Origin of the sequence: Actinacidiphila cocklensis (genome assembly GCF_907177275.1) — a bacterium.
GTDB lineage: Bacteria > Actinomycetota > Actinomycetes > Streptomycetales > Streptomycetaceae > Actinacidiphila > Actinacidiphila cocklensis.
In genome coordinates this window covers 34023-59819 of sequence record NZ_CAJSLV010000092.1, presented here as the reverse complement: position 1 = coordinate 59819, position 25797 = coordinate 34023, and the positions used below count along the sequence as shown (strand labels likewise).

Below are 25797 nucleotides of genomic sequence, written 5' to 3'. Positions count from 1 at the left end.
CACCAGAGCCCGGCCCCCAACCCCTGTGACGGGGACCACACTTCCCGTCACAGGGGTGTCACAGCCGGTCGGGCGTCCGGTGCCCGTCCTACTCCGGGCTCACCGCCAGCGAGGTGATCCGCTGGGCTCCGGCCGCGCTGTCGGGGGCGGCGCTGGTCAGGTCGAGCCGGATGCGGTCGGTGTGCAGCGCGGCGAAGGTGATCACCGTCGGCGCGTCCGACGCGGTCGCCCAGGTGACGGCCTGGTCGCGGGCCGGCACGAACCGGTCGCCGTCCCAGTAGGAGACGGTGGCCGCGGCGGGCAGCGAGTGGGTGGCGTCGACGGTGAAGGAGACCGCGACGGACTCGGCGCTGCGGGGCGCCGCCCAGGCGACCGAGACCCAGTCGGCGGCGCGGGCGCCGCTGAAGGCCGGGAGCAGGGCGGTGGCGCTCTTCTTGAAGGCGTTGGACCACCCCGTCGCCGGGTCGCCGTCGAGCATCGCGGCCGGCAGGGTGTTCCCCGCGCCCGAGTAACTGGCGTCCGCCAGCGGGTAGTCGGGGGCGGCCGGCGCCGGGCCTGCGGCGAACCGCGCGGGCGCGGTGGTCGCGACGTCGGACGCGTGGGCGGTCCGCACATGGAGGACGGCCGGGTGCAGGCCGGGTCCGGTGGCGGTGACGGTCAGGCGCCCGGCGGAGGTGCCGGAGCGGACGATGGCCAGCGCCTTGCCGTGGAAGGCGGTGCGGGTGCTGGCCTGGTAGCGCTCGGCGCTCTCCTGGCGGCCGTTGTCGACGCCGGCCAGCGAGCCGCCGTCCACCGCGAAGGTGAGCAGGTGCTCGGCACCGGGCACGACCGTTCCGCGGGCGTCGATGACCTCGGCGGTGACGTAGACCAGCGAACGCCCGTCGGCGGGCAGCGTGTCGCGGTCGGGCAGCAGCCGCACGGTGTGCGGTGCGCCCGCGGTGCGCAGCACGTCGGTGGCCACCGTCCGCCCGCCCCGCATCGCCACCGCCTTCAACTCGCCCGGTGCGAAGGGCACCTGCCAGGTCAGGTGGAGCTTGCCCGCGCTGCCGTTGGGGCTGGTGTAGCTGCCGGGGTAGGGGCCGCCGGTGACCGTGCGGTCGTCGCCGGTCGCCTCGGTGGTCTCCAGGTACGTGCGCCCGTCGGTGGTCTTCTTGGTGTCGAAGCGCCGCACGCCCAGCGAGCGGCCGTCGAGGAACAGCTCGACGGTGTCGACGTTGGAGTACGCCCAGACCTCGACGGTCTCCCCCGGCTTGTGGTCGGTCCAGTCCATCGGCACGAGGTGGACCATGGGCTCGGTCGTCCACTGGCTGCGGAAGAGGTGGTACATGTCCTTGGGGAAGCCGGCCGTGTCGACCGCGCCGAAGAAGGACGCCTTGACCGGGAAGACGTTGTAGGGCGTGGGCTCGCCGATGTAGTCCATGCCCGACCAGAGGAACTGCCCGGCGAAGAAGCGCCGGTCGCGGTCCTTCTTCAGGCCGTACTCGCCGCTGATCGTCCAGGAGGCGAGGTTGTTGTCGTAGCTGGAGGTCTCGCGCCTGCCCGGCGTGTAGTTCTCGCCGGTGTTGAGGTGCTGCGGCTCCTGGTAGGCGCCGCGGGTCGAGGTCTCCGAGGACGACTCGGACTCGAAGAGGAACAAGTGCGGGTAGCGGGCGTGCAGGGCGTCCACCGAGGCCGCGGTGTTGTAGTTCAGGCCGAGGCCGTCGAGCTTGGCGAGCATCAGGTCGGCCGCCGAGCCGACCGCGGGCAGCCCGCGGTACTTGTCGGAGCCGATGACGACCGGCCGGGTGGTGTCGAGCGCCCTGACCGCGTCGATCAGGCCCTGGGCCATCGCGAGGCCGGCGGTGCTGGTGGAGTCGGGGATCTCGTTGCCGATCGACCACATGATGACCGCGGGCGAGTTGCGGGCCGCCCGCACCATCTCCGCTATGTCGGCGGCACTGTCGGCGTCGAAGAAGCGGTGGTAGTCGTAGGTGGTCTTGCCGGTGTGCCAGCAGTCGAAGGCCTCGACCATCATCACGATGCCCAACTGCTCGCAGACCCGGATCATTTCCGGCGACGGCGGGTTGTGGGAGGTCCTGAAGGCGTTGACGCCCATGGACTTCATCAGGGTCATCTGCCGCAGCAGCGCGTCGGCGCTGATCGCGGAGCCCAGCGCGCCCTGGTCGTGGTGCAGGTCGACGCCCTGGAGCTTGGCGTGGACGCCGTTGACCGTCAGGCCCAGTTCCGGGTCGACGCTGACGTAGCGGATGCCGAAGGTGGTGGGCAGGCTGTCCAGGGTCCTCCCGTCGACCTGCACCTCGGCCTCCAGACGGTAGAGGTGCGGCGACTCCAGGGACCACAGCAGGGGGTGGGCGACGGTCATCTCCAGCGTCGCGGTGCCCTGCCCGGCCGCGGCGAGGTCGAGTGGCGCGCTCCCCTGGGCCACCTGGCGGCCCTCGGGGTCGCGGACGGTGGCGACGACGGTGGCGTTGCGTGCCTGCGCCGTCTCGTTGACCGCGGTGATCTCCGCGCGGACGGTGGCGCGGCCGGCTCCGACGGTGTCCGCGAGGCCGGGGGTGGTCACGAAGGTGCCCCACCGGGCCAGGTGGACCGGGTCGGTGATGACCAGCCGGGCGTTGCGGTAGATCCCGCTGCCCGAGTACCAGCGGCTGCTGGGCAGCTGGTTGCGCACCTGGACGGCGATCACGTTCGGGGTGCGGCCGTCGGTGTGCAGCAGGTCGGTGAGGTCGAAGGCGAAACCGGTGTAGCCGTAGGGGTGGTTGCCGACCAGCGTGCCGTTGCAGTAGAGGTAGCTGTCCATGTAGACGCCGTCGAACTCCACCGACACCCGGCGTCCCGCGGCCGCCTGCGGCAGCGTGAAGGACGTGCGGTACCAGCCCAGGCCGCCGGGCAGGAAGCCGGTGCCGCCCGAGGTGCCCGAGTCGGTGGTGGGGGTCTGCTCGATGCTCCAGTCGTGCGGGACCGAGACCTCCCGCCAGCGGGAGTCGTCGTAGCCGGGCTCCGCGGCGTCGGCGTAGGCGCCGGTCGGGTCGGTGATGCCGGCCGGGTTGACCAGCGCGAAGCGCCATCCGTCGCTGAGGTCGACGGTCCTGGCGGGTGTACGACTGTGTGCGGCGTCGGGGCCGCCGCCCTGGGCGGTGGCGGCGGCGGCAGTGGGGACGAGCCCCGGCAGGGCGGGGACTGCGGCTCCCACGGCTCCGGTGACCAGGAACGATCTGCGATTGACCGGCACTGCGACCACTCCTCGGTGAGGCTGTACGCGACAGAGGCGTTGGTGATGTTCACGCTCACAATCGATCAGCAACAAACGGAATCCACCAACGCCAGACGGATTCTTGCAGTGCGGGACCCGCGGGGGTCAAGAGTCGTGCCGCATCTTCGTTGAGCGATACACCATCTCGGGTCGGCGCGCGGGGCCGGACCAGCCGTGCTGTCATGGAGCTGAAGACCGTTCCCCGCTCCCCCCGGGAGGTCCGGATGGCCACCTACCGTGCTGCACAAGTCCCCACCGCCGGCGGCGGGTTCGAGATCGTCGAACGCGAGCTGCGCGAACCCGGGCCAGGGCACGCCAGGATCGCCGTGGAGGCGTGCGGGATCTGCCACAGCGACGCGGGATTCGTCGAGGGCGCCTTCCCCGGCCTCAGCTTCCCGCTGGTCCCCGGGCACGAGATCGCCGGCCGCCTCGACGCGCTGGGCGACGGCGTGGCCGAGCGCGGCTGGCAGGTCGGCGACCGGGTGGTGGTGGGCTGGTTCGGCGGCAGCTGCGGCCACTGCAAGCAGTGCCGGCAGGGCGACTTCATCGTGTGCCAGAACCTCAAGGTCCCCGGCTGGGCCTACGACGGGGGCTTCGCCGAGTCCGTCGTCGCCCCCGCCGACGCGCTCGCCCGCATCCCCGACGACCTGTCGCCCGCCGACGCGGGACCGCTCGGCTGCGCGGGCGTGACCACGTACAACGGCCTGCGGCGCAGCTCCGCCCAGCCGGGCGACCTGGTGGCCGTCCTGGGCATCGGCGGCCTGGGCCACCTCGGCGTGCGGTACGCGGCCGCGATGGGCTACGAGACGGTGGCCATCGCCCGCGGCGCCGACAAGGCCGAGCTGGCCAAGGAGCTCGGCGCCCACCACTACGTCGACAGCACCGCGGGCACCCCGGTCGCCGAAGCCCTCCAGGCGCTGGGCGGCGCCGACGTCGTCCTCGCCACGGTCGGCAACTCCGAGGCCATCGGCGCGGTCGTCGACGGGCTCGCCCGGCGCGGCGAACTCGTCGTCATCGGCGCCACCGGCGACCCGATGGGCATCGCCCCGCTGCAGCTGATCCTGCAGGGCCGGGTCGTCCGCGGCCACCCCTCGGGCACCTCGCAGGACGTCGAGGACACGATGCGCTTCAGCGCGCTGCACGGCATCCGGCCGACCGTCGAGACGGCCCCGCTGGACGACGCGGAGGCCGCCTATCAGCGGATGATGTCCGGGGCCGCGCGGTTCCGCATGGTGCTCACCATGTGAGGACCCGCGCACGGCCAAGTGGATAGGCCGGGCTGCGACTTCGCCGTAGAGTCGGACATGTGTGCTGCCGGTCGCCGGCGCGCGGTTCCGGGACTGCATGTCCCCCGGGGGAGGGCAGAAGCCGCATGACCCGACGCTCCACGAGCGGTCCGATAGCCGTCTGGGCCGAGATGCAGCGCCAGCAGCAGCGGCAGCAGGACGCCCAGCAGCGGGCGCGGGCACAGCAGCAGCGGGAGCAGGAGCGGCGGCAGCGGGCGTACGAACGGGACATGGCCCGGCAGAACCGCGAACGCCAGGCCGCCTACCGGCAGCACCAGGAGGCCGAGGCACTGCGGCGCACCGAGGAACTCGACGCCCGCGTCGCGGCGCTGGGCGGGCTGCTCGCCACCGGGAGCCGCGCCCCCGCCTTCCGCGCGGCCGCGCTGCGCCGCCCCGAGCGGCTCCAGCCGTTCGCCCCGGGAGCACTCGCCCGCCCGCTGCCGATGCCCGACCCGCAGCGCTACCAGGCCCAGGCCGGCGGTTGGGGCCGGGCCAACCGCCGCGCGCAGGAGGAGGCGCAGGCCCGCTACGCCCGCGACCTGGCCGCCGCGCAGGCCGCCGAAGCCCAGCGGCAGCACCAACTGGCCGACTACCGGCGGCAGTACGACCGGTGGGCCGCCGACCAGCTCGCCGAGATCCGCCGGCACAACGCCGGGGTCGAGCAGTTGGCCGAGGGCCTGCGCGGCGGCGACCCCGACGCGGTCGCGCAGTACTTCTCCGCGGCCCTGTACGCCTCCACCGCCTGGCCTGAGGACCTGCCGCGCCAGGTGGACGCCGCGTACGACGCGGGCGCGCGGCAGCTCGTGCTGACCTGGGAGCTGCCCGGGTACGACGTCGTACCCGAGACGAAGGCGGTGCGGTACATGCCGAGCGCCGACCGCCTCAAGGACACCGCCCGCCCGGTGGCGCAGCGCCGCGCCCTGTACCGCGACCTGCTCGCCCAGTGCGTGCTGCTGGCGCTGCGCGACCTCTTCGCGGCCGACGGGTCCGGCGCGCTGGACTCCGTCGAGCTGAACGGCTTCGTGGACGACCACGACCCGGCGACCGGCCGCGAGGCGCGGATCTTCCTGGCCGCCGTGACGGCCGGCCGCGCCGCCTTCGACGCGCTCGACCTGGTGCGGCTGAGCGCGGTCGACTGCCTGGTCGACGTCTTCCACGGGCGGCTCTCGGCCCGCCCCGACCAGCGCACCGCCGTCCGCCCCGGGCGGCTCCCCGACGAGGTGGGCGCCCCCGCCGCCCCCGCGCCCGTCGCGCCGCCCGCCCCCGTGGACGACGACGGGGAGCCCGACCTGTTCGCGATGGACCCGCTGGTCTTCGAGGAACTGGTCGCCGCGCTCTTCCGCGCCATGGGCATGGAGGCGGTGACCACCCAGCGCTCGGGCGACGGCGGTGTCGACGTGGACGCCGTCGACCCGACCCCGATCCGCGGCGGCACGATCGTCGTCCAGGTCAAGCGCTACCGGCACACCGTGCAGCCCACCGCGGTCCGCGACCTCTACGGCACGGTGCAGCACACCGGCGCGAACAAGGGCGTGCTGGTCACCACGTCGCGCTTCGGCAACGGCTCGCACACCTTCGTCCGCGGCAAACCGCTGGAGCTGGTCTCCGGCGAGCAGCTGGTCGAGCTGCTCCACCAGCACGGCCTGCGCGGCCGCCTCGGCCCCGGCGACCGCCCGCCCGTGCCCGCGGCCCCGCCGACGCCCGACCACAACGTCCTGGGCGTGTCCTGGGCGGGCCGGGTCGCCCTCGACGTGTGCGCGCTGGTCTGCCGCGGCGGCACCGTGCTCGGCGACGACCACTTCGTCTTCTACAACAACCCGCGCACCCCCGACGGCACCGTCGCCGCGATCCCGGCGACCGCCCCCGACAAGGCGGCCCTGCGGGTGGCCTTCGACGCGCTGCCCGCCGCCGCCGACCGCCTCGTCCTGGCCACCGCGATCGACCCGACCGTCAACCCCGACGCCGACCTGTCCGGCTTCACCGACGCCGGCATCCGGCTGCTCGACGCGTCGGGCGCCGAGCAGGGCCGCCTCGACGTCTCCGACGGCCGCCCCGGCGAGACCGCCCTGGTCCTCGGCTCGTTCCGCCGCCGGGCGGGCGGCGACTGGGACTTCGTGATGGGCGGCAAGGGCTACACCGGCGGCCTGGAGGCGCTGATCCGCGACCACGGCATCGAGGTCTCCTAGCCGTCCCGCCGTCCCGGCCGGCCGTCGGGGCCGGCCGGGGCGGTCAGGCGGTCAGCCGAGGTCGACGTCCGCGGAGGAGGTCAGGCCGCCGGTGGCGACCGTCACCGTGACGCGGCCGGGGCGGACGGCGGTCAGGGTGGCGGTGCTCAGGTCGAGGACGGCCAGGGTGGAGGGGTGGCGGCGGGCGGCGGAGGCTGCGGCCGCGGTGGCCGCCACCGTCAGGCCGCGGCTGCCCGACCAGGTCACGCTGGCCGGGAAGCGCAGCGGGAAGCGCAGGCCGAACTCGCTGGTGACGCCGGTCGCCTCGACCGTGCCCGACGCGCCCACCGCGAGGCTGCCGGGTGCCGTCAGGTCGATGCGGTCGATCAGCGGGCGGCTCTCGGCCTGCAGCCACTCCCGGGTCTCCGGGCTCGGCCGGCCCGCCCTGATCCGCGCCGGGCGCGGGTCGACGGAGACGTGCATCCAGCCGAAGAAGCCGCCCTGGTCGGGGGAGCTGTAGGGGGTCTTGCCCACCGCGGGCGTGGTGACGTCGAGCACGCCGTCGGTGCGGGTGACCGACGCGGTGTGCGCGTGGCCGGTGAACAGCGCGACCGGCTTGCCCGACTGCTCGCGGAAGTCGGCCAGCCACCGCTGCAGCAGCCCGGCCTCCAACTGGTCGGACAGCTGGGAGGCCGCGGCCCCCGACGGGTCGTGCAGCGGGTGGTGGAAGGAGACCACCACCCCGGTCACCGACCTGTCCCCGGCGGCCTTCGCCAACTCGGCCTGGAGCAGCGGCACCTGGTCCCAGTCGGAGGTGCGCATGTCGCCGGTGTGCGAGTCCAGCAGGATGAAGCGGGTGCCCTTGTGGTCGAGAACCTGCTTGTTGGGCCGGCCCGTCACCGCCAGGAAGGTGTCCAGGCCGCCGGTCGCGGACAGTCCCGCCTCGTGGTTGCCCGGCGTCCAGTACACCGGCAGGCCGGCCGGTACGTGGTCGCGCAGCAGCCCGTCGGCGAGGTCGAAGTCGGCGGGGTTGTTGTTGTCGACGAAGTCGCCGTTGATGAGGATGAAGTCCGGCCGGGCCGCAACCACTTGGCCCAGTGCGGCGACCGCCTGCCGCCCGGAGAAGGAGTCGAGGCCGGCCGCGGCGCTGATGTGCAGGTCGGACAGGACGGCGAAGGTCCAGCGCCGGTCGGGCAGTTCGCCCTGCTCGACGACGTACGGGTCGGGCATCGGCGGCTCGGCCTGGTCCGGCTGCTGCCCCACCTGGGCGGCGAGCCCGTCGAAGTCCAGCTGTCCCGCGTTCTTGTTGGTCTGCGAGGTCTCCGCGATGTAGAGGCGCGACAGCGTGACGGGGTCGGAGAAGCCGGCCGGGATGTCGCCCACGACCCGCCGCCAGCCCGTCCAGTCCACGACGGTGGCGAAGGTGAACGGCACGTTGGTGGTGCCCTGCGAGGACAGCATCGCGCGCAGCCAGTGGCCCTTCCCGTCGCCGTTGACCCACAGCGCGAGCTTCCTGGTGCCCACCGGCAGCGTGATCGGGGCGGGCGAGGCGACGACGTAGGCCGCCGAGGTGCTGGGCTGCCCGGTGAAGTCGTACGTCAGCCGCAGCGCGTGGTTGCCCGCGGCCGCGCCCGGGCGGTCGGGCGCGTCGACCACCGCGACCGACGCCGTCCCGCGGGCGGCCAGCGCCGTCCAGGTCTCGCCGGGCTCGAACTCGCCCAGCGACACGTCGACCAGGCCCACCGACACCGGCAGCCTGACCGTCACGCCTTGCACCGTCGCGGTGAGCGCCGCCGACCGGCCGCCCGCGTCCGCCGCGCCGGTGATCGTCAGGGCGCCACCGGTGGCAGCCACGGTGATCACGGACCTGTCGTAGTCGAGGGTCACGTCGCGCGGCGCGACGGGCGCGTCGAAGCCGTCCGCGTCGTAGCCGACGAGGCCGACGCTCAGCGCCGCGCCCGGGTCGAGGGTGACCGCCCGCTGGGTGAACGCCAGCCGGTGCAGCTCGCCGAGCACCCGCAGCCCGTACTCGCCGTCGGCCCCGCCCGCGTGCGCCCGCAGCACCCCGGCGCCGGACCGCCTGGCCCGGAAGACGCCGTCGCTGACCTTGCCGAGCGAGCCCGGCTCCGCCGCCCACCCGACCTGGTGCCCCGCGGTCGCCGCAGGACCCCACGCCTCGTCGTAACCGGCGACCGAGACGTCCACCGTGAGCCCGGGGACCACCCGGTCGGCCTGCGGGCGCACGTCGAGCCCGCGCAACTGCCCCGAGCCGCGGCGGCCGAAGAGGCCGACGCCGTTGGGGACCGGGCGCTCGGCGCCGTCCGAGGGGGTGTTGACGACGCCGACGCCGGTGTCGCCGGGGCGCCGCGCGACGATCTCGGTCGAGCCGCCGCCGTCCAGCATGAAGGCCTCGTCCGCGCCGAGTCGGGCCATCAGCCTGGCCATGTCGTCGAAGCTGAGCCCGGTGGAGAAGTTCCCGCCGCCGTCGACCGCGACGAGCAGCAGCCGGTGCCCGCCGGCCGGCCAGCCCACCGCCGTACGCGGCTTGGGCGCGTCGTTGCCGGTGCTGGGCGGGAAGTCCACCGGGGTGCCGCCCCTGACCAGCACAGAACCGCTGCCGAGCGCCATCCGCAGCGCGCCGGGCGCGTCGCTCTGCGGCGCGAAGTCCACGCTGACGGCGTCGCCCACGCGGGTGCCGGCGAGCCGGCCCGCGGCGGCGCCGCGGCCCAGCACGACCAGGCCGTCCGCCGGCACGGGCGTGGCGGTGATCGCGCTGTTCACGACGGTCACCAGGCCGCCGGAGACGACCAGTTCGGTGTACGGCCCCGGGTCCAGCAAGAGCGTGCGGTCCGCGTTCCCCCACAGCGGGGTGAAGACGGCGACCCCGTCGGCGGGCGTGGACGCCGAGTTGAGCGCGGCCAGCGGCATGGCGGTGCCGGCCACCGCGACCGTCCCGGCGATCACCAGGTCGGCGAGCCGCGCCACCCGGTCGGCGCCGAACGCCACCACCGTCGAGGCCCGGTCGGTCCCCTTGCGCAGCTGCCCGCCCTGGATCTCGGGGCCTTCCGCGGCGAAGGTCTCGGTGATGTCGAAGTAGTCCCCGTTGACCGCGGCCACCGCGTGCTGCCCGTCCGTCGCGCCCTTGAGCGGCCGCGGGTCGCTGACCTTGTCCGCGACGAGGTCGACCGACACCGAGGAGTCCCCGAGGTCGGCGTTGAGCACGTGCGCCCGCAGCCACCCGGTGCGCCCGAAGACGTCGAAGGACGTCAGCGCGATACCCGGCGCCACCGGGTGGTCCACCCGGCTGCTCACCACCGACTCACCGTCGACGGCCAGCCGGTACACCGGCGGCCTGAACGCCCCCTGCGCGCCGCCGACCGGGCCGCCGTCCCCGCCCCCGCCCTTGACCGCACCCTGCTCGCCCTCCGCCGCCGCCGCGGTCCCCCCGGCCGCGGCGACCCCGGCGGCGGCGACGGCGCCCACGATGAGTCCCCGGCGCGTGATCTCGGCTCTGCCGCTGTGCTTCATGTCCATGGCGCCCGACGCTAGGCCTTCCGCACGCCACGAGGGTGGACGTCCGGGTGAACAGGTGTTGACCAGCGCCTCTTTCACCCGGCTCTGCGGTGATGTGCGGGGCCCGGCGCACGCAGCGGATGCGCGCGCGCTGGGGTGGCGAGAGGCTGGAAGGAGCAGTCCCGCGGCCTCCGGTCGCCGCGCGGCCCGTCAGGGGGTACCGCCGCATCGGCCGCCCGGGCACGGGGGAGGGGCCGGGCTGCACACGGCCGCGCCCCCGCGAGGAGATCGCCATGGACGCAACGACGCTGCAGGGGATACGGACCGCGCTACGGGGTCCGGTGATCACCGCCGAGGACCCGGGGTACGACGAGGCCCGCAAGGCCTACAACGCGATGATCGACCGGCGGCCGGCGGCCGTCGTCCGCTGCAAGGACGCCGGTGACGTCCGCGAGGCGGTCACCGCGGTCCGCGACCAGGGCCTGGAGATCGCGGTCCGCGGCGGCGCGCACAGCGGCCCCGGGCTGTGCCTGGTGGACGGCGCCGTCACCGTCGACCTGTCACCGATGAGCGGCGTGCGCGTCGACCCGGTGGCGCGGACCGCCCAGGTCGCCGCGGGCAGCCTGCTGGGCGACCTCGACCACGCCGCGGACGCCTTCGGCCTGGGCGTACCGGCCGGGATCGTGTCGACGACCGGCGTGTCAGGGCTGACGCTGGGCGGCGGGCACGGCCACCTCACCCGCAAGTACGGCCTGACCGTGGACAGCCTGACGTCCGCGGACGTCGTGCTCGCCGACGGGGAGTTCGTCACCGCGAGCGAGCGGGACCACCCGGACCTGTTCTGGGCGCTGCGCGGCGGCGGCGGCAACTTCGGCGTCGTCACCTCGTTCACCTTCGACCTGCACCCCGTGGGCACCGTCCTGCTCGGCATCACCCTGTGGTCCCTGGACCGCATCCGCGACGTGCTGCGCTGGTACCGCGAGTTCCTGCCGCAGGCGCCGACCGACCTGAACGGCTTCTTCCTGGAGCTGACCGTGCCGCCGGCCCCGCCCTTCCCCGAGGAGATCCACGGCCGGAAGATGTGCGGCGTCGTGTGGTGCTGGACGGGCGAGCCGGACGACGGCGAGAAGGCGCTCGCGGTCGTCGACGAGGCCGCGCCGCCGGACTTCCACTTCACGTCTCCGATGCCGTACCCGGTGGTGCAGTCGATGTTCGACGGCCTGCTGCCCTCGGGGCTGCAGTGGTACTGGCGGGGCGACTTCTTCGACGGCATCCCCGACGACGCCGTCGAGGTGCACGCGACGTACGCGGAGCGGCTCCCGACCGGCCTGTCGACCATGCACATGTACCCGATCGACGGCGCCGTGCACGACGTCGCCCCTGACGACACCGCGTGGGCCTACCGGGACGCCCTGTGGTCCGGCATCATCGCCGGCATCGACCCCGACCCGGCCAACGCCGACGCGATCAGGCAGTGGTGCGTGGACTACTGGGAGGCGCTGCACCCGCACTCGATGGGCGGCGGGTACGTCAACTTCATGGGCAGCGGCGAGAGCCAGGGCCGCGTCCGCGCCACCTACCGCGACCACTACGACCGCCTCGCGGACATCAAGCGGACCTACGACCCGGACAACTTCTTCCACGCGAACCAGAACATCGCACCGTCCGCACCCGCCGCCCGCTGAGCGGCGGGCCTGACCCCGTTCCCGTGATCACCGCGGCGCGACCGCATTTTCACCCCCGGCCGGAAGCGGAGTAATCCGTTCGGCAATGGCACGGCTGATTTCGTTGTCAGGACGAGGGAAAGCGGCACACCACCGCACGGGGCCGGTCAATGGCGAAAATTCTCGGTCGGGTCGGCTCCCTTCACGACTCGTGACGGCTGACACGCAGCCGGTGATCGGCGTCGAAAGGGAAGAGGGGGAGAGGGAATTCACAGGTTCGGCGTACAGGGTTACAAAAGCGTGATGTAGTGGCATTTCCGGGACTTCTCGCGCCAGAGAAAAGCCGCGGAGGGCCGGAAGCGTGGTGTAGCGTCTGCCCCCAGACGGAGCGTCCCCGAGGAATCGGCGGGTGCGGCAATCCGTTGTCGGGGGCGTTTGTGCCATTCTCCCGGGAATGGCGATTCAGGTGGCCCGGCGGAGGCCGAACGAGGTCGAATTCGGGCTTTCCGCCGCGCCCTCCAGGACGCGTCTCAGCAGGGAGCGGACAGGATGCCACACATGGCGGTGGTGCGGACCGGCCGGCGGCGTGCCGCACCGGGGCTGGCAACGGTCGTCGCGCTCGTGTTCGCCGCCGCACTGTGCTCGTTGCTGCTGGCCCCGCACGCGGTCGCGGACGCGCCGCCGATACCCGGGTCGCCGCTCGACGCGTACGACAAGCAGGTGCCCTACGACGTCGGGGCGCACAAGCTGGCCCGGCTGGCAGCGCTGATCGCGTACGTGCTGATGGTCGCCACCGTCGTGCTCGGGGTGGTCCTGCGGCTGCGGTTCATGCAGCGGGCGGTCAACCGGGCGACCTTCTACGGCGCCCACACGACGCTGGCGCTGTCCGCGATGATCTTCGGCGGCATCCACGGGCTGACCTTCGTCTACCAGCCGGTCTGGCAGATCGGCTGGACGCGGCTCGCGGTGCCGTTCACCGGCGGGGTGCAGCGGGTTCCGGTGGGCCTGGGCATCCTCGGCGTCGAACTGGCCGTCGCGGTGGCCTGCTCGGTCTGGCTGCAGCGCCGGCTCGGCTACCACCGCTGGCTGCGCGTGCACCAGTTGGCGTACGTCTCCTTCGGGCTGATCTGGCTGCACATCTTCCTGGTCCACCCCGAACCGCGGCACCTCAACCTGGTGTCGGTGGGCATCGCCGCGGGGGCGGGGACGATCCTGCTGGCCTTCCTGATCCGCGCTCTGCCGTCGCGCTCCCGGCTGCGAAGACGGGCCTTCCCCGGCGGCACGGGAGTGGTCGAATGACGTACCCGCCGGGCAACGTACCGGCCGTCGCCTACCCGGAGCAGGCCGTCGCCCACCCGCAGCAGCGGCCGTACCCGCCGCTGCCGCAGCAGCCGTACGTACCCGCCCACCCCCAACCGCAGGTGTACGCGCACCCGCAGCCGCCGCACACGGTCGAACTCCAGTCCACCGCACCGGCGATCCCGGCCGACTCCTTCGACCTGCCGCGGCCCGCGCTGGTGCCCGAGGACGAGCCGGTACGGATCAGCGTGGACAACAACCGCTGCCACATCTACGGCATCTGCCAGCAGGAGGCGCCCGAGGTCTTCCGGATCTCCGAGGGCGGCTCCCTGCACTACACCCGTGCGGTGCCCGCCGAGTTCGCCGCCAAGGCGCGGCAGGCGGTGCGCTGCTGCCCGATGCAGGCCGTCACGATCCGCGGCGGGGCGCCGGGTGCCGCGGCCCCGGGGGCCGGCGACCGGCAGCCGGTGCGGCCGCTGCGCAGCGGGACCGCGACCCGGGCCGGGCGGCGGCGGATCGTCGTGGCGGGCGCGGGACTTGCGGGGCTGAGCGCGGCGACCCGGCTGCGCGAGCGCGGCTTCGACGGGGAGCTGGTGCTGGTCGGCGAGGAGCCGCAACGCCCCTACAGCCGCCCGCCGTTGTCCAAGCAGTACCTGTCGGGTGCGCTGGGCGAGGAGCAGTTGGCCTTCAGGGCCGACGAGGCGCTCGACGCGCACTGGCTGCTCGACACCCGTATCACCGGGCTCGACGTCCACGGCTCCTCGCTCGAACTGCGCGGCGGGGAGCGGCTGCCCTTCGACGGCCTGGTCGTGGCGACCGGCGTGGACGCCAGACGGCTGCCCGAGGCACCGCTGTTCAGCGACCGGATACGCACGGTACGCACCCTGCGGGACGCGGCCGCAGTACAGCGGGCGATGCACGCGGCCAAGGCCCACCACGTGGTGATACTCGGCGGCGGTTTCATCGGCTGCGAACTGGCCTGCACCGCGCGGGAACACGGCATGGACGTCACCCTCGTGGTGCACAGCGCGCCGCTGCTGCGCCGGGTACTGGGCGAGAAGGTCGGCTCGGTCGTCGGCGGCATCCAGCGCAGGGCCGGCGTCGACGTCCGGCTCGGCACGCAGATCAGCGACTGGCAGGACCACGGCGACCTGCTGCGGCTCCGGCTGGCCGACGGCACGCTGCTGGACTGCGACTTCGTCGTCCTGGGGCTGGGCAGCGAACCGCGCACCGAGTGGCTGCGCGGCAGCGGGCTCGACGTCTCCGACGGGGTGCTGTGCGCGCCGACCTGCCACGCGGTCGACGAGTGGGGCCGCACGGTGCCGCACATCGTGGCCGCGGGCGACGTGGCGCGCTGGCCCAACCCGCGTTTCGACGCGCAGCCGCGCCGGGTCGAACACCTCATCCACGCGGTGGAGATGGGCCAGCACGCGGCCGACGCGCTGCTGCGCGGACCCGCCCGCGCGACCCGCTTCGCGCCGGTGCCGCGCTTCTGGTCCGAGCAGCACGGAACGCGTATCCAGGCGGCCGGGATTCCGGCGCTGGGTACGGAGGTCGAGGTCGTCGAGGGGTCGTTGCGCTCCGAGCGCTTCGTCGCCCGCTACTCCCGGCAGACGCCCTACGGCCCGCAGATCGTGGCCGCCGTCGCCTTCGACATGCCGCTCGAACTCCTCGACTACCGCGACCAGATCGGCCGCTCGCGGCCGCGCACCCGCGGCACGGGTTCGGGCGGCACGGGCGGTTCGGGAAGCAAGAGGAGGAGACGATGAGCCGAGGCGCAGGACGCCGCAGCCGCCGGGCCGGCCGTCCGCCCTCGGGCGGCCTGCTGCCGTGGGCGCTCGCCCTTCCGGCGCGCATGCACCTGCGCTGGCTGGTGATCCTGGTCGTGACGGCCGCGGCGATGGGCGCGTACGGGCACGTCCTGCTCACCGCCGCGCCCATGCCGCCGAGCCAGGCCCCGACGGCCGGCACCGCGCCCCCCGCGGGTACGCCGACGGCCACCCGCGCGGGTACGCACGCCGGCACTCCCGCGCGGACGCCCACCGCCTCCCGCGCGCCCGAGGTCGGCTGAGCCCGCGCTGCCTACGGCCGCGTGTCCGCCGTCCTCATGGACGCCACCGCGTCGGAGACGGTGCTGCGGTAGAGGCCCAGCTTCGGGCCGCGCACGAGCGCGCCCTTGCCCAGCGGGAAGTTCAGCGTCTGGGCGGTGGGCATGTGGTCGCCGTCGGGGAGGACGTTCAGCTCGTCGACGCCCGCGGCGGTGCCGGTCGACGCGCCGCTCGGGTCCAGGTCGACCACCGCGTACGCGGTCTGCCCGGCGTGCACCACGTAGGCGGGCGCGCCGCCGAGGCCGCCGGGCACCAGCGGCTTGACGGCCGTCGCGCCGTCCCCCGAGGCCGCGCCGTCCAGGTCGACCAGCGGGTAGTAGCTCAGGCCGCAGGCGTGCGCCCCGGTGTTGCGTACGGCGATCACCCGCTGCGTCGGGGCTCCGGCGCGGACGGTCACGTGGACCGAGAGGGCGCCGATGGCGCAGGGGTGCTTGAAGGCGTAGGTGTCGGAGTCGGTGCTCGCGGGAGCGGTGGCGCTCTTGCGGGTCGGTGCCGTGGTGAGCGGCGGCCGGGTCGACGCGGGGGCGGAGGTCGCGGCGGAGGCCGGCTGGGTGGTCGGCGACGCGGACGGCGTCCGGGACCCGGCCTGGGCCGAGGACGGGGAGGACGTGGTGGAGGACGACGGCCCGGCTGCCGTGCCGTCGGAGTCCGACTGGCACGCGGTCAGGGCGAGGGCGCCGACCAGGAGGACGGCGGCGGACGAGAGAGCGGATTTCACGGACACGGTGGCTTTGCCTTCGCTGGAGTCGGTGCTGATGCCGCCACCGTCCGCCCCCGGCGGGCCGAATGCCACAGTCTCGCGACAAAGGGGGACGCTGGAACGATTCCACCGCCCTGACCTGCGAAGATGGGGTGACCTGGAACGCCGGTCCGGGACGACGGGGGAAGCGGAATGGCCACGGGGATCGAGGACTTCGCAGCGCAGTTGCGCGAGCTGAAGGAGCGCTCGGGTCACAGCTACGGCATGCTCGCGACCCGGCTGCACGTCAGCACCTCCACGCTGCACCGCTACTGCAACGGCGCCGCCGTCCCCGGCGACTACGCCCCCGCCGAGCGCTTCGCGCGGCTGTGCGGCGCGACCGCGGAAGAGCTGGTGGCCCTGCACCGCCGGTGGCTGCTGGCCGACGCCGCCAAGCGCGTCCCGTCACTGCCCGCGCCGGTGGCGCCTGCTCCGATACCGGTCCCGGCCGCCGAGCCGGACGTGCCCGCGACGCCGCGCGTACGGCGCAGGCGCCGCGGGGCCGTGGCCGTGGCCGTGGCGGCTGCCGCCGCCGCGCTCGCCGTCGTCGCCGCGCCGGCGCTGCACTCCCGCCTCGCCGCCGACGCGCCCGCCGCCACCCTCCCGCATCCGACGCCGACACCCACGGCGAAGGCCGCTGCCGCGCCCCAGGCTCCGGCGCCCGTCAGCGTCTCCGTGCTGTCGGACAACTGGGACACGCAGTGCGACCAGTGGTTCCTGCTGGCACAGCAACCCGGAAAGGTGCCGCCGCCACCGTCGTTGGAGGAGACGAACGGCTGGGCCGCCGCGCTCGGGGGCACACCCGCGGGGAACCTGCGCCTTGAGGTGACCGCGCAGGGATCGCCGGGCCGCCCTGTGGTGCTGCACGGGCTGTACGTCAAGGAGCTGAGCAGCCGCCCGGCGCCCGCCGGCATCGGCTACACGACCGGTTCCGGCTGCGGGGGTGTGCTCACGCCCGCGTACTTCGACGTCGACCTCGACGCCGCCGCGCCGCGCGCGACCTCCGTGGACGGCTTCGCGGGGAACGACCAGCCGCCCGTCGTCGCCGACTTCCCCTTCCAGGTCTCCGGCTCCGAGTCGCAGGTGCTCGACGTGGCAGGGCACACCGTGGACCGGGACGTCAGCTGGTACCTGGAGATCCTCTGGAGCTGCGGCGACCGCCACGGCACCCTGCGCGTCGACGACCACGGCCGGCCGTTCCGCACGGTCGGGCTCAAGGGCGACCCCGGCTACTTCTACAACGGCCGGGCGTGGGAGCCGACGGACGTCCCCTAGCGAGCTACGGCGCCCGGAAGAGGCCGGGGAAGCCGGGGGCGAGCCACGGCTTGCGGCCCCAGGTGAGGATCTTGCCGCGGGACAGCGCGGAGACCGGGCCGCGCCGGCCCAGCGCGATCAGCAGGAAGGTGACCGGCTCCGCGACGATCGTGCAGTCCGCCCGCCGCGGCCGCCCTTCCTCGACCACGGCGGTGCCGCCGGTGAACGTCACGGTGAAGCCGCCGCCGCCGCGCAGCCGCAGGTCGTAGCAGGCGGTGTGCCCGGCGGCGGACGTCGCGTCGACCACCCGGGGCATCGCCAGCTTCACGAACGGCAGGGTCAGGGCCACGTTCGCCGCGCTCAGCATGTGGGGGCGGCGCAGGGCCACGGCGATGTCGTAGCCGTGCCCGAGCATGTGCGTGAGCAGGTACGCGCCCAGCGTGCCGAGGTCCATCGGCCCCATGGGGGTGACGACCGGTTCGCCGTCCGGGCGGGACGCGGCCGCCGCGGTGAAGGCCGTGGCGTGCTCCACGATGCCGTCCGCCAGGGCGGCGGCGCCGCGCTCGGTGAAGCCGGCCAGGCCCGCGGCGTTGGCCGCCGCCAGGCTCCCGGGGGTGCCGTCGCCGTAGGTCCGCGCCTGCCCCTTGGCGAGGTCGGCCATCAGCTGGTTGGCCAGCACGAGGTGGGCGGCGGCCTCACCGACCGTCCACTCGGCCCCGGGTATCCGGACCCCCATGTCCGCACCCGCGCGCACCAGCCCGGCGATCCGCTCCGCGACCAGGCCGGTCTCCCGTTCGAGCATGTCATCCATGCCGGCCCACCCTGTCCCCTCCACCCCTTCCTGTCCAGCCACCCCCTGCGGGGTGCTCGCCCCCTGCGCGGAGGATGACCGTTTTTCAGGGGCGCGGGGAACCGCGCGCGCAACCACAACGCACCGAAAGGTGCTGCCCCACCGCAAGGGGCAGGACCTGAAAGGGGCGCTGGGGGTACCCCAGGCGAAGCTCTGGGGGCGGAACCGCGCTCCCAGCCCCCGCCGGGCCGCGGGCGGCAGCCCCTCGCAAGGGCCACGACCTCAGGTCGTGAGGACGAGCTTCCCGAGGTGGTCGGCCCGGTCGAGGACGGTGTGCGCGGCAACCACCGCGTCCAGCGGATACGTGTCCGCGATGATCGCGCGGAACGCGCCGCCGCGCAGGCCCGCGGTGATGAAGGCCGCGGCCCGCCGCAACCGGTCGGGATCGGTGGTGGTCTCGAAGACCAGGTACGTCCGCATGGACACCGCGGGCATCCCGAGCTCGATGCCGGGGTACGGCGTCGGCTCGCCGCTGAGCGCACCGTAGATCAGCAGCGTGCCGCCGGGGGCGACGAGACCGGCGAGTTCGCGTACCCCGGGACCGGCGACGGCGTCGAGGACGATGTCGGCTCCGCGGCCGCCCGTCGCGGCCCGCACCGCCGCGGCGACGTCCTCCGTGTCGGTGGCGACCACCACCGCGGCGCCCTCCTTCAGCAGGGCGTCCCGCTTCGCGCCGGTGCGGGTCAGCGCGATCGGGGTGGCGCCGAGCCGCTCTGCGACGTGGATGGCGGCCAGGCCCACGCTGCTGGAGGCCGCGTTGATCAGCACGGTGTCGCCCGGCCGCAGCCCGCTCGTCTCGACCAGGGCGCCGTACGCCGTCAGGTACGGCATCCACACCGCGGCGCCCTCGACCGCGCCGAGGCCGGCCGGGCGGTGCAGGACCGCGGCCGCGGGCACGACGGCCTGCTCGGCGTAGACCCCGTAGTCGTTCTGCGAGAACGCCGGCACCGTGCTGACCGGGTCGCCCGCGGTGAAGCCGGTGACGCCGGGGCCGACCGCCTCGACCACCCCGGCGGCCTCGGCGCCGAGCCGGGCGGGGAAGCTCCTGACGGCCTCGATGTAGTTGCCGCTGCGGAAGAGCGCCTCGGCCCGGTTGACGCCGATCGCCTCGACCCTGATCCGCAGTTCGCCCGCGCCGGGCTCGGCGGCCGGCGTGTCCTCCAGGCGCAGCACCTCGGGGCCGCCGAGTTCGCGGAACAGCACCGTTCTGGACATGCGTTGGTCCCTTCGTACGGATTCGGGCGGGTGATCTCCCCGTCCCCACTGAACCCCGGAAGTACGATGGCCGTCAAGCTTTGACCAGTGTCGTACTATGGGCTCCATGAGGGCCACCGACACCGACCGCATCCCGCCGCACCCCGAGGTCGCGGCGGTCACGCTGCAGCAGGTGCTCGACGCGCTCGTCGACCCGGTGCGGCGCAGCATCGTCACGCAACTGGCCGACGCCACCGCCGACATCAGGTGCGGCGACTTCGACCTGCCGGTGAGCAAGTCCACCGCCACGCACCACTTCCGCATCCTGCGCGAGGCGGGGCTGATCCGGCAGCACTACGCCGGCACGTCGCGGATGAACACCCTGCGGCGGTCCGAGGTCGACGCGGTCTTCCCCGGCCTGCTCGACGCGCTGGTCAACGCCGACCGGGCGGCGGCCGTCAGCCGGTAGCCGCCGCTTCGCCCAGCAGCGGGACCGCGGGCGCCGCGGCGTGGACCGCGGCCAGGCCGCCGTCGAGGCCGGTGAGGGCCGGGGCGGGCGCGTCGACCAGGGTGGCGGACTCGGTGACCGCGACCCGCCCGCCGAGCCGCGGCTCGGCCAGCAGCCCGGTCTCGCCGCGCACCAGCAGGCGGACCGCGGCCCAGGGCAGGTTGACCCCGGTGAAGGCGGTCTGGAAGATCCCGGCGGAGGCCCGCGGGTTGGCCTCCAGCAGCACGGGGTGGCCGTCGCGGTACCGCAGTTGGACGTTGGACAGGTAGGCCAGGCCGAAGTGCTCGACCAACCGGCGGGCGATCACGGTGACTTCGGGGTCGTCGAGCAGCAGCCGGTAGCGGCCCTGCTTGGCCCGGGCTATCGCGGCCAGCACCCGGCCGCCGGGCGCGGACAGGCAGTCGACGCTGACTTCCGGACCCTGCAGGTACGGCATCACCAGGAACTCCGGCACCGTCTCGCCCTCGTCCGCGGCCCGCGCCAGCGCGTCGGCGACCGCGGCCACCGACGCCAGCGGCAGCGGCGGCGCGAGCAGGTCGGGCATCCGCAGCGGCCGGTCGTCCAGCAGGCGGAAGCCGAACGCCGAGTACTCGCCCGCAGGTTTGAGGCACACCCGCTCCCCGCCGGCCGCCAGCTCCGCGACCGCCGCCCGGAATCCGGCTGCGTCACGCACCGACCGCCACGGCGGCACCGGCACCCCGGCCGCCCGCGCGGCCTCGTACGTACGGGTCTTGCTGGTCAGCACCTCGACCGCAGCGGGCGGCGAGCACATCAACCGCGTCCCGACCGCGGCGAACTCGGCCCCGCGCCCGGCGAGCGCGGCCAGCCGCCTGGGCGGGACGAGCACGTCGACGCGGTGCCGCCGGCAGAAGTCCAGCGCGAAGGCGGCGTATTCGGCGTCACCGACATGCCGCGGCTCGACCTCGGCCACGTCGCACGCGGCCAGCGCCGGTGCGTCCCGTTCGACGTTCGTCCCGTAGATGCGGACGCCCACGGCGTCCGGGTTGTCACGGAGCATCCGCATCACCTGCGTGGACGCGACCCCCGCGCTGCTGAGCCATATCCGGAGCGCTATCGCCAAGCTCCTTGCCCCTCGAACCGATCATGCGTGAGCGGATCGTAGCTCCGGCCCATGACGCCGACGTTTCCAGCGTGTTGGCACCGGCTGTCAGTCCGGGCCGGCACCGATGCGGCGTCGCCCGCCAGGAGGGTACGCAGGGGCGCACTGCTGCACGCAGGTGTCGTAGGCGATGCCCCGGAGCGGCAGTTGCCGAAGCGCTGCGGCGGTGGCCTCACGGCCTGCGGTGTGTGCGGCGGCCAGTCGTGTCGCACGACCGGCCCTTCCGGGCGGTGATCCACAGAACGGATAGAACTTGCAGGATATAGCTCGTCGCGGACGACCGGTTCGACGAGCACCTCGACACACTGAACGGATGATAGGGAGCAGGTAGTCGAACGTGGCAGCGTGAGCAGGAGGAGAGGACTGATCATGCACAACTGGAAGGACAGCAAAGCCGAAGCCGACGCCATCCACGAGGCGCACGGCACGCAGGCCGGCGACGAGCGAAAGGCTGCGATTCGCGAGGCGCTCGAAGGCCGGGTCCGGGCGTACCGCCTCGCTGAGATCCGCGAGGAGCAGGCTCTGACGCAGACCGATGTCGCCAAGGCGATGGGCACGACCCAGTCGAACGTCTCCCGTTTCGAGCGGGGCGAGCTGGGGCGGTCGGAGCTGGCGACGATTGCCGCGTACGTGGAAGCGCTCGGCGGCACGCTTCGGCTCGTGGCGGATTTCGGCGACCGGCAGCTTCGCGTCAGCTGATTCGCGGACCGCCCCTCACACCGGCGCGCAGCCGGGGCCGACCGGGCCGGAGGGGAGGTAGCTGTGGCGTTCCTGGGGGGTGAGGTCGCGGTGGAGGGCGGTGCAGACGGCGGTGGCCGCGGTCGTGACGTCGGGGAGCCGGAGGTGGAAGAGGCGGGTGGTGCCGTCGAGGGTGGCGACGGCCAGGGTGTGGCCGTCGGGGGAGAAGGCGATCGAGACGGCGGGGGTGAAGCCGGCGGTCATGCTGTTGCGGGTCTGGTGGGTCGCCACGTCGTGCAGCCGCACGCTGCCGTCGGCGGCGCCGGTGGCGACGGTGCGGCCGTCCGGGCTGAACGCCAGTGACGTCACGGCCGTCGGGCCGCCCGGCAGGTCCGCGCGCAGGGCGCCGGTGGCCGGGTCCCACAGGAAGACGGTGCCGTTGCCCGCGGCGGTGGCCAGGGTGCGGCCGTCGGGGGAGAAGGCGAGGAGCGTGCCGCCCTGCTGCGCCCTGGGCGGCAGGTAGGTCTCGCCCGAGGTGAAGTGCCGCAGCGTCGCGCCCGTGGCGGCGTCCAGCAGGGTCGCGGCGCCCGTCGTGTCGTTGACGGCGACCTGCGTGCCGTCGGGGCTGACGGCCATCGTGGCGGGTGCGGCGGCCAGGGTGGTGTGCAGGACGTGCGGGGTGGCGGGGGCACCGGTCGCGGTGCTCCACCGCTCCAGGGTTCCGCCGGCGCCCGCGGTGATCAGGGTGCGGCCGTCGGGGCTGAGCGCGGCGGCGGTGCTGCGGCCGCCGACGAACCGCGCCTGGCCCGCCGCACCGGTCCACACCCGTACCGACCCGTCGTGCGCCAGCAGCGCGACCGTGTCGCCGTCGCGGTCGGCGAGCAGCCGCTGCGCGGGCAGGTCGGGTCCGTCGACGCCCGGGCCTGCCACGGGCGGCCCGGTGCGGGTGCGTACCCACTGCCCGGACGCCGTGCTCCACCGGTCGAGCCCGCCGTCTGACGTGCCCGTCAGCAGGCCGGCGCCGCCTTCGGTGAAGGCGAACCCGGTGGTGACGTAGGCCCGTTGCCCGGTCGGGGTGAGCCCGAGGGGGACGAGGCTGCCGCTGTCGGAGGGTGCCGCGCCGGGCCGGGTGAGCCGGCGCGGCAGCAGGACACCGGTGGTGTCGTAGAGGGCGACGACGCCGTTCGCCAGGCCGACCGCCAGCTTCCGCCCGTCGGCGCCGAGTGACAGCGCCGAGACCGCGGAGCCCAGCCCCTCCAGCGCGGCGGTGCGGCGGTCCTCGGCGATGTCGAAGACCCGTACGGCCGCGTCGTCGTAGCCGACGACCAGGCTGCGGCCGTCGGTGCCGAAGGTGAAGGCGGTGATCTTCTCGGTGATGTCGGAGGTGACCGCCAGCCGCCAGACCCGCAGTTGGTCCAGGTCCCACACGGTGACGCCGGGTGCCGCGTCGACCGCCACCCGCCGCCCGTCCGGGCTGAAGGCCGCGTCGGTGCACGCGCAGGCGTCGGGCAGCACCGCACGGCGGGTGCCGGTGGCGGTGTCCCAGACGCTGAACTGCTCCCCGTCGCGGGCGGCCAGGGTGCGGCCGTCGGGGCTCACGGCGAGCAGGACGTACGGCGCGGGCAGCATGGTGCGGGCGCGGCCGGTGGCGGTGTCGCGCACCATCACCCCGCCGCCGGGCGCGGTCGCGGCGACCAGCGCGCCGGTGCCGTCCAGGGCCGCGGCGGCCGCGGCGGGGGCCTGGGCGGACACCGTGCGCGGGGCGTCGGGCCCCGGCACCGCGGGGCCGGCGAACCGGCCGCCGGGCTGCTGCGTGGACCTGACCACGGCGTTCTGGTAGCCGCCGACGACCTTGCGGTCCCCGGGTGCGAAGGCCAGCGCCGCCACCGGCTGCGTGCCGGCCGCCGACAGCGGGGTCGTACGGCCGCCCGCCACCTCCGTGCGCAGCACACCGCCGTCGCCGACGCCCCACACCAGGCTGCTCCCGTCGTGGCTGAACGCCAGCGCGCCGACCGGACCCGCGGCGGCGCCCTCTGCCGGGGCGAGCCGCCGGTCCAGCGGTACGGCGGCGGCCCGCAGGAGGCTCGCGTAGGCGTCGGGCGTGGGGCTGGTCCGGTAGGCGCGGACCGCCAGCAGCATGCTCAACTCGGCGTCGGAGCCGTTGAGATGGTCGGCCTCGGAGGCGAGCCTGCGGGACAGCGACTCGCGCTGTGCGGCGTCCGCCCGCGTCCTGGCCGACTGCTCGGCGCGGTTCTGCTGCCAGCCGATGCCGGCGCAGACCGACGCCAACGCCAGCAGCAGGGCGAGCGCCGACGTCAGGGTCCGCATCCGGCGGGTGGTACGGGAGCTGGTGAGCGTCTCGTGGTCGTGCGCCCGGATGCTGGCGTCCAGGAAGGCGGTTTCGAGCCGGGTCAGCGACGCGCGCTCCCAGTGCGGGCGGAAGGCGGCCTCCGCGCTGCTGAGCCGCACCCCGCGGTAGAGCGCGCCGGTGTCCCGGTCCAACTCGTGCCAGGTGCGGGCGGCTTCGGTGAGCCTGCGGTGCAGGAACAGCCGCTCGCGGTCCTCCTCGATCCACCCGCGGTAGCGCGGCCAGGCGTTGAGCAGCGCCTCGTGCGCGAGCCGCAGGGTGTCGCCGTCGGCGGTCAGCAGCCGGGCGGCGACGAGCTGTTCGAGCACCTCGCCGGTGCCGCCGCCGGACGCGTCCAGCTCGGCCAGCTCGGCGCGGTCGACGGGACGCAGCGTGTCGGGGGCGCCCTCGCCGGGGGTGACCAGCCGCAGCAGGATGCGCCGGGCGACGCGCGCCTGGGCGGGGGTGAGGCGGGCGTGGACGCTCTCCGCGGTCGCCGCTATGGCGCCGTGCAGGCCGCCGGCGGCCTCGTACATCTCCTCGGTCAGCACCCGGCCGCGGCGCCGCCGCCAGGTCTCCAGCAGGGCGTGCGACATCAGCGGCAGGCCGCCCGGCTGCTCGCCGGCCTCGCGGACGATCCGCGCGGTCAGCGTGCGCTCGACGATCAGTCCCGCCGACGTCGCGGGACCCACCACGGCCTCGCGCAGCGCCGCGGGACCCATCGGCGCGACCAGGACGGTCGCGTCGCGCACCGCGTCGGCCAGGCCCGGGTGCTCGGCGACGCGGCCGAAGAAGTCGGCCCGCACGCCGATCACCACCCGCAGCCGGGCCGCCGGGTCCGCGGCGGCCAGCAGCCGCCCGACGAAGGCGGCGCGCTCCCCCGCGTCGGCGCCCAGCGTGAACAGCTCCTCGAACTGGTCGACGACCAGGACGGTGTCGCCGACCGGCCCGCCGTCCCCGCGCACCGCTTCGAGCAGGGCGTGGTGCGTGGTGGCCGGGCTCGGCCCCGGCGTGAGCACCCGGATCGCGGCCGGGCGCGGGCCGGGGCCGGGCGCGGTGCGCAGCGCCGGGATCAGACCGGCGCGCAGCAGCGAGGACTTGCCGCTGCCGGACGCGCCGACCACCGCGACCAGGCGGTGCGCGCGGACCCGGGCGGTGAGCTGCACGACGAGGTCGTCGCGCCCGAAGTACATGGCGCGATCGGCGGGTTCGTAGCGGGCCAGTCCGCGGTAGGGCGGTTCGGCCGGGCCGTTCGGCTCGGGCTGCTCGCCGGCCCGTCCGGCCGCCGCGCGCCAGCGCTCCTCCCACGGGGCCAGGTCGCCGCCGCACGAGCCGACGTAGGCGCGCAGCGTCGGCAGCGTCGGCAGCCGGTCGCCCGCGGCGGCCTGCGACAGGGTGCTGGCGCCGACACCCGAGCGGCGGGCCATCTCGCGGTACGTCGGGCTGCCCGCCTCCGCGCGGAGCTGCCGCAGCCCGGACGCCAGCTCGTTCAGCGCGCTGCCGTCGGGTTCCAGTACACGTTCGGGCCGTCCTGCCATGCCCCACCTCTTGTCCGCCCCCGGCCGTCCCCACGGCCCCCAGGGTGACGCTACGCAGCACCGGCGCACTCGGGCAAGCATGTTCACGTTCTGCCCCACGTGCCCCTTCCGTCGCGAGGCGACCGTTCACCCATTGATTCGCGCTGGGGAGAGGGCTGCTGAACAATTCCCGGCCTGGTGGGATCGTTTGTGCCAGGTCCGGACCCGGGGGGGGCGTACCGGATCCGCACAGTGGGTACGCGGCCCTGGCACCCGGCCCGCCGCGGCCCCGTATCCGCGGC

General features: G+C 74.6%; 16 protein-coding genes. 9 read left to right on the top strand and 7 right to left on the bottom strand.

Going from position 1 to position 25797, the window contains the following annotated elements:
* Positions 1 to 88: 88 nt before the first annotated feature.
* Positions 89 to 3232, bottom strand: a complete 3144-nt coding sequence (locus NFU81_RS32570; RefSeq protein ID WP_251498262.1) for a glycoside hydrolase family 2 TIM barrel-domain containing protein — start codon at positions 3230 to 3232, stop codon at positions 89 to 91.
* Positions 3233 to 3477: 245 nt separating this feature from the next.
* Here NFU81_RS32570 and NFU81_RS32565 point away from each other — a divergent pair, with 245 nt between their 5' ends.
* Together NFU81_RS32565 and NFU81_RS32560 are read left to right on the top strand one after the other, a co-directional pair.
* Entirely contained in the window at positions 3478 to 4500 is a 1023-nt protein-coding gene (locus tag NFU81_RS32565) for an alcohol dehydrogenase (protein WP_251498260.1), read from the top strand.
* A gap of 125 nt (positions 4501 to 4625) precedes the next feature.
* Positions 4626 to 6725, top strand: a complete 2100-nt coding sequence (locus NFU81_RS32560; protein WP_251498256.1) for a restriction endonuclease — start codon at positions 4626 to 4628, stop codon at positions 6723 to 6725.
* Positions 6726 to 6776: 51 nt separating this feature from the next.
* Here the strand turns inward: NFU81_RS32560 and NFU81_RS32555 are convergent, their stop codons facing one another.
* Entirely contained in the window at positions 6777 to 10238 is a 3462-nt protein-coding gene (locus NFU81_RS32555; RefSeq protein ID WP_251498253.1) for a phosphodiester glycosidase family protein, read from the bottom strand.
* Between the two features lie 272 nt (positions 10239 to 10510).
* Between NFU81_RS32555 and NFU81_RS32550 the strand changes: the two genes are divergently transcribed.
* The 4 genes from NFU81_RS32550 to NFU81_RS32535 all read left to right on the top strand — a co-directional run bounded on the left by NFU81_RS32550 (position 10511) and on the right by NFU81_RS32535 (position 15251).
* Positions 10511 to 11902 (top strand): FAD-binding oxidoreductase, encoded by a 1392-nt coding sequence (locus NFU81_RS32550; RefSeq protein WP_251498250.1) that lies wholly within the window; start codon positions 10511 to 10513, stop codon positions 11900 to 11902.
* A gap of 528 nt (positions 11903 to 12430) precedes the next feature.
* The gene (locus tag NFU81_RS32545; RefSeq protein WP_251498246.1) at positions 12431 to 13180 is read left to right on the top strand and encodes a ferric reductase-like transmembrane domain-containing protein; all 750 of its coding nucleotides are present in this window, start codon (positions 12431 to 12433) and stop codon (positions 13178 to 13180) included.
* Positions 13177 to 14949, top strand: coding sequence for an FAD-dependent oxidoreductase (locus NFU81_RS32540; protein ID WP_251498232.1), 1773 nt, complete (start codon positions 13177 to 13179; stop codon positions 14947 to 14949). The genes NFU81_RS32545 and NFU81_RS32540 overlap by 4 nt, the downstream gene beginning before the upstream one ends.
* Positions 14946 to 15251, top strand: coding sequence for a hypothetical protein (locus tag NFU81_RS32535; RefSeq protein ID WP_251498216.1), 306 nt, complete (start codon positions 14946 to 14948; stop codon positions 15249 to 15251). The genes NFU81_RS32540 and NFU81_RS32535 overlap by 4 nt, the downstream gene beginning before the upstream one ends.
* Before the next feature lie 11 nt (positions 15252 to 15262).
* Here the strand turns inward: NFU81_RS32535 and NFU81_RS32530 are convergent, their stop codons facing one another.
* Entirely contained in the window at positions 15263 to 16006 is a 744-nt protein-coding gene (locus NFU81_RS32530; RefSeq protein ID WP_251498214.1) for a DUF4232 domain-containing protein, read from the bottom strand.
* 174 nt (positions 16007 to 16180) lie between these two features.
* Between NFU81_RS32530 and NFU81_RS32525 the strand changes: the two genes are divergently transcribed.
* Complete coding sequence (locus NFU81_RS32525; RefSeq protein WP_251498211.1) at positions 16181 to 17302, top strand: helix-turn-helix domain-containing protein; 1122 nt, start codon at positions 16181 to 16183, stop codon at positions 17300 to 17302.
* A gap of 4 nt (positions 17303 to 17306) precedes the next feature.
* Here the strand turns inward: NFU81_RS32525 and NFU81_RS32520 are convergent, their stop codons facing one another.
* Both NFU81_RS32520 and NFU81_RS32515 read right to left on the bottom strand, forming a co-directional pair.
* Positions 17307 to 18092, bottom strand: a complete 786-nt coding sequence (locus NFU81_RS32520) for a maleylpyruvate isomerase family mycothiol-dependent enzyme (protein ID WP_251498208.1) — start codon at positions 18090 to 18092, stop codon at positions 17307 to 17309.
* A gap of 261 nt (positions 18093 to 18353) precedes the next feature.
* On the bottom strand, positions 18354 to 19346 hold the full coding sequence (locus NFU81_RS32515; RefSeq protein ID WP_251498205.1) for a zinc-dependent alcohol dehydrogenase family protein: 993 nt from the start codon (positions 19344 to 19346) through the stop codon (positions 18354 to 18356).
* Positions 19347 to 19443: 97 nt separating this feature from the next.
* On the opposite strand from NFU81_RS32515, the gene NFU81_RS32510 reads away from it, so the two are divergent.
* A complete protein-coding gene (locus NFU81_RS32510; protein WP_422665346.1) occupies positions 19444 to 19794 on the top strand; it encodes an ArsR/SmtB family transcription factor in 351 nt (116 codons plus the stop codon).
* On the opposite strand, the gene NFU81_RS32505 is transcribed toward NFU81_RS32510, so the two are convergent.
* The gene (locus NFU81_RS32505) at positions 19784 to 20914 is read right to left on the bottom strand and encodes an ATP-grasp domain-containing protein (RefSeq protein ID WP_251498199.1); all 1131 of its coding nucleotides are present in this window, start codon (positions 20912 to 20914) and stop codon (positions 19784 to 19786) included. The genes NFU81_RS32510 and NFU81_RS32505 overlap by 11 nt on opposite strands.
* Before the next feature lie 408 nt (positions 20915 to 21322).
* On the opposite strand from NFU81_RS32505, the gene NFU81_RS32500 reads away from it, so the two are divergent.
* Positions 21323 to 21652 (top strand): helix-turn-helix domain-containing protein, encoded by a 330-nt coding sequence (locus tag NFU81_RS32500; protein WP_251498196.1) that lies wholly within the window; start codon positions 21323 to 21325, stop codon positions 21650 to 21652.
* Positions 21653 to 21667: 15 nt separating this feature from the next.
* On the opposite strand, the gene NFU81_RS32495 is transcribed toward NFU81_RS32500, so the two are convergent.
* Positions 21668 to 25516, bottom strand: coding sequence for an nSTAND1 domain-containing NTPase (locus NFU81_RS32495; protein ID WP_251498193.1), 3849 nt, complete (start codon positions 25514 to 25516; stop codon positions 21668 to 21670).
* Between the last annotated feature and the right edge of the window lie 281 nt (positions 25517 to 25797).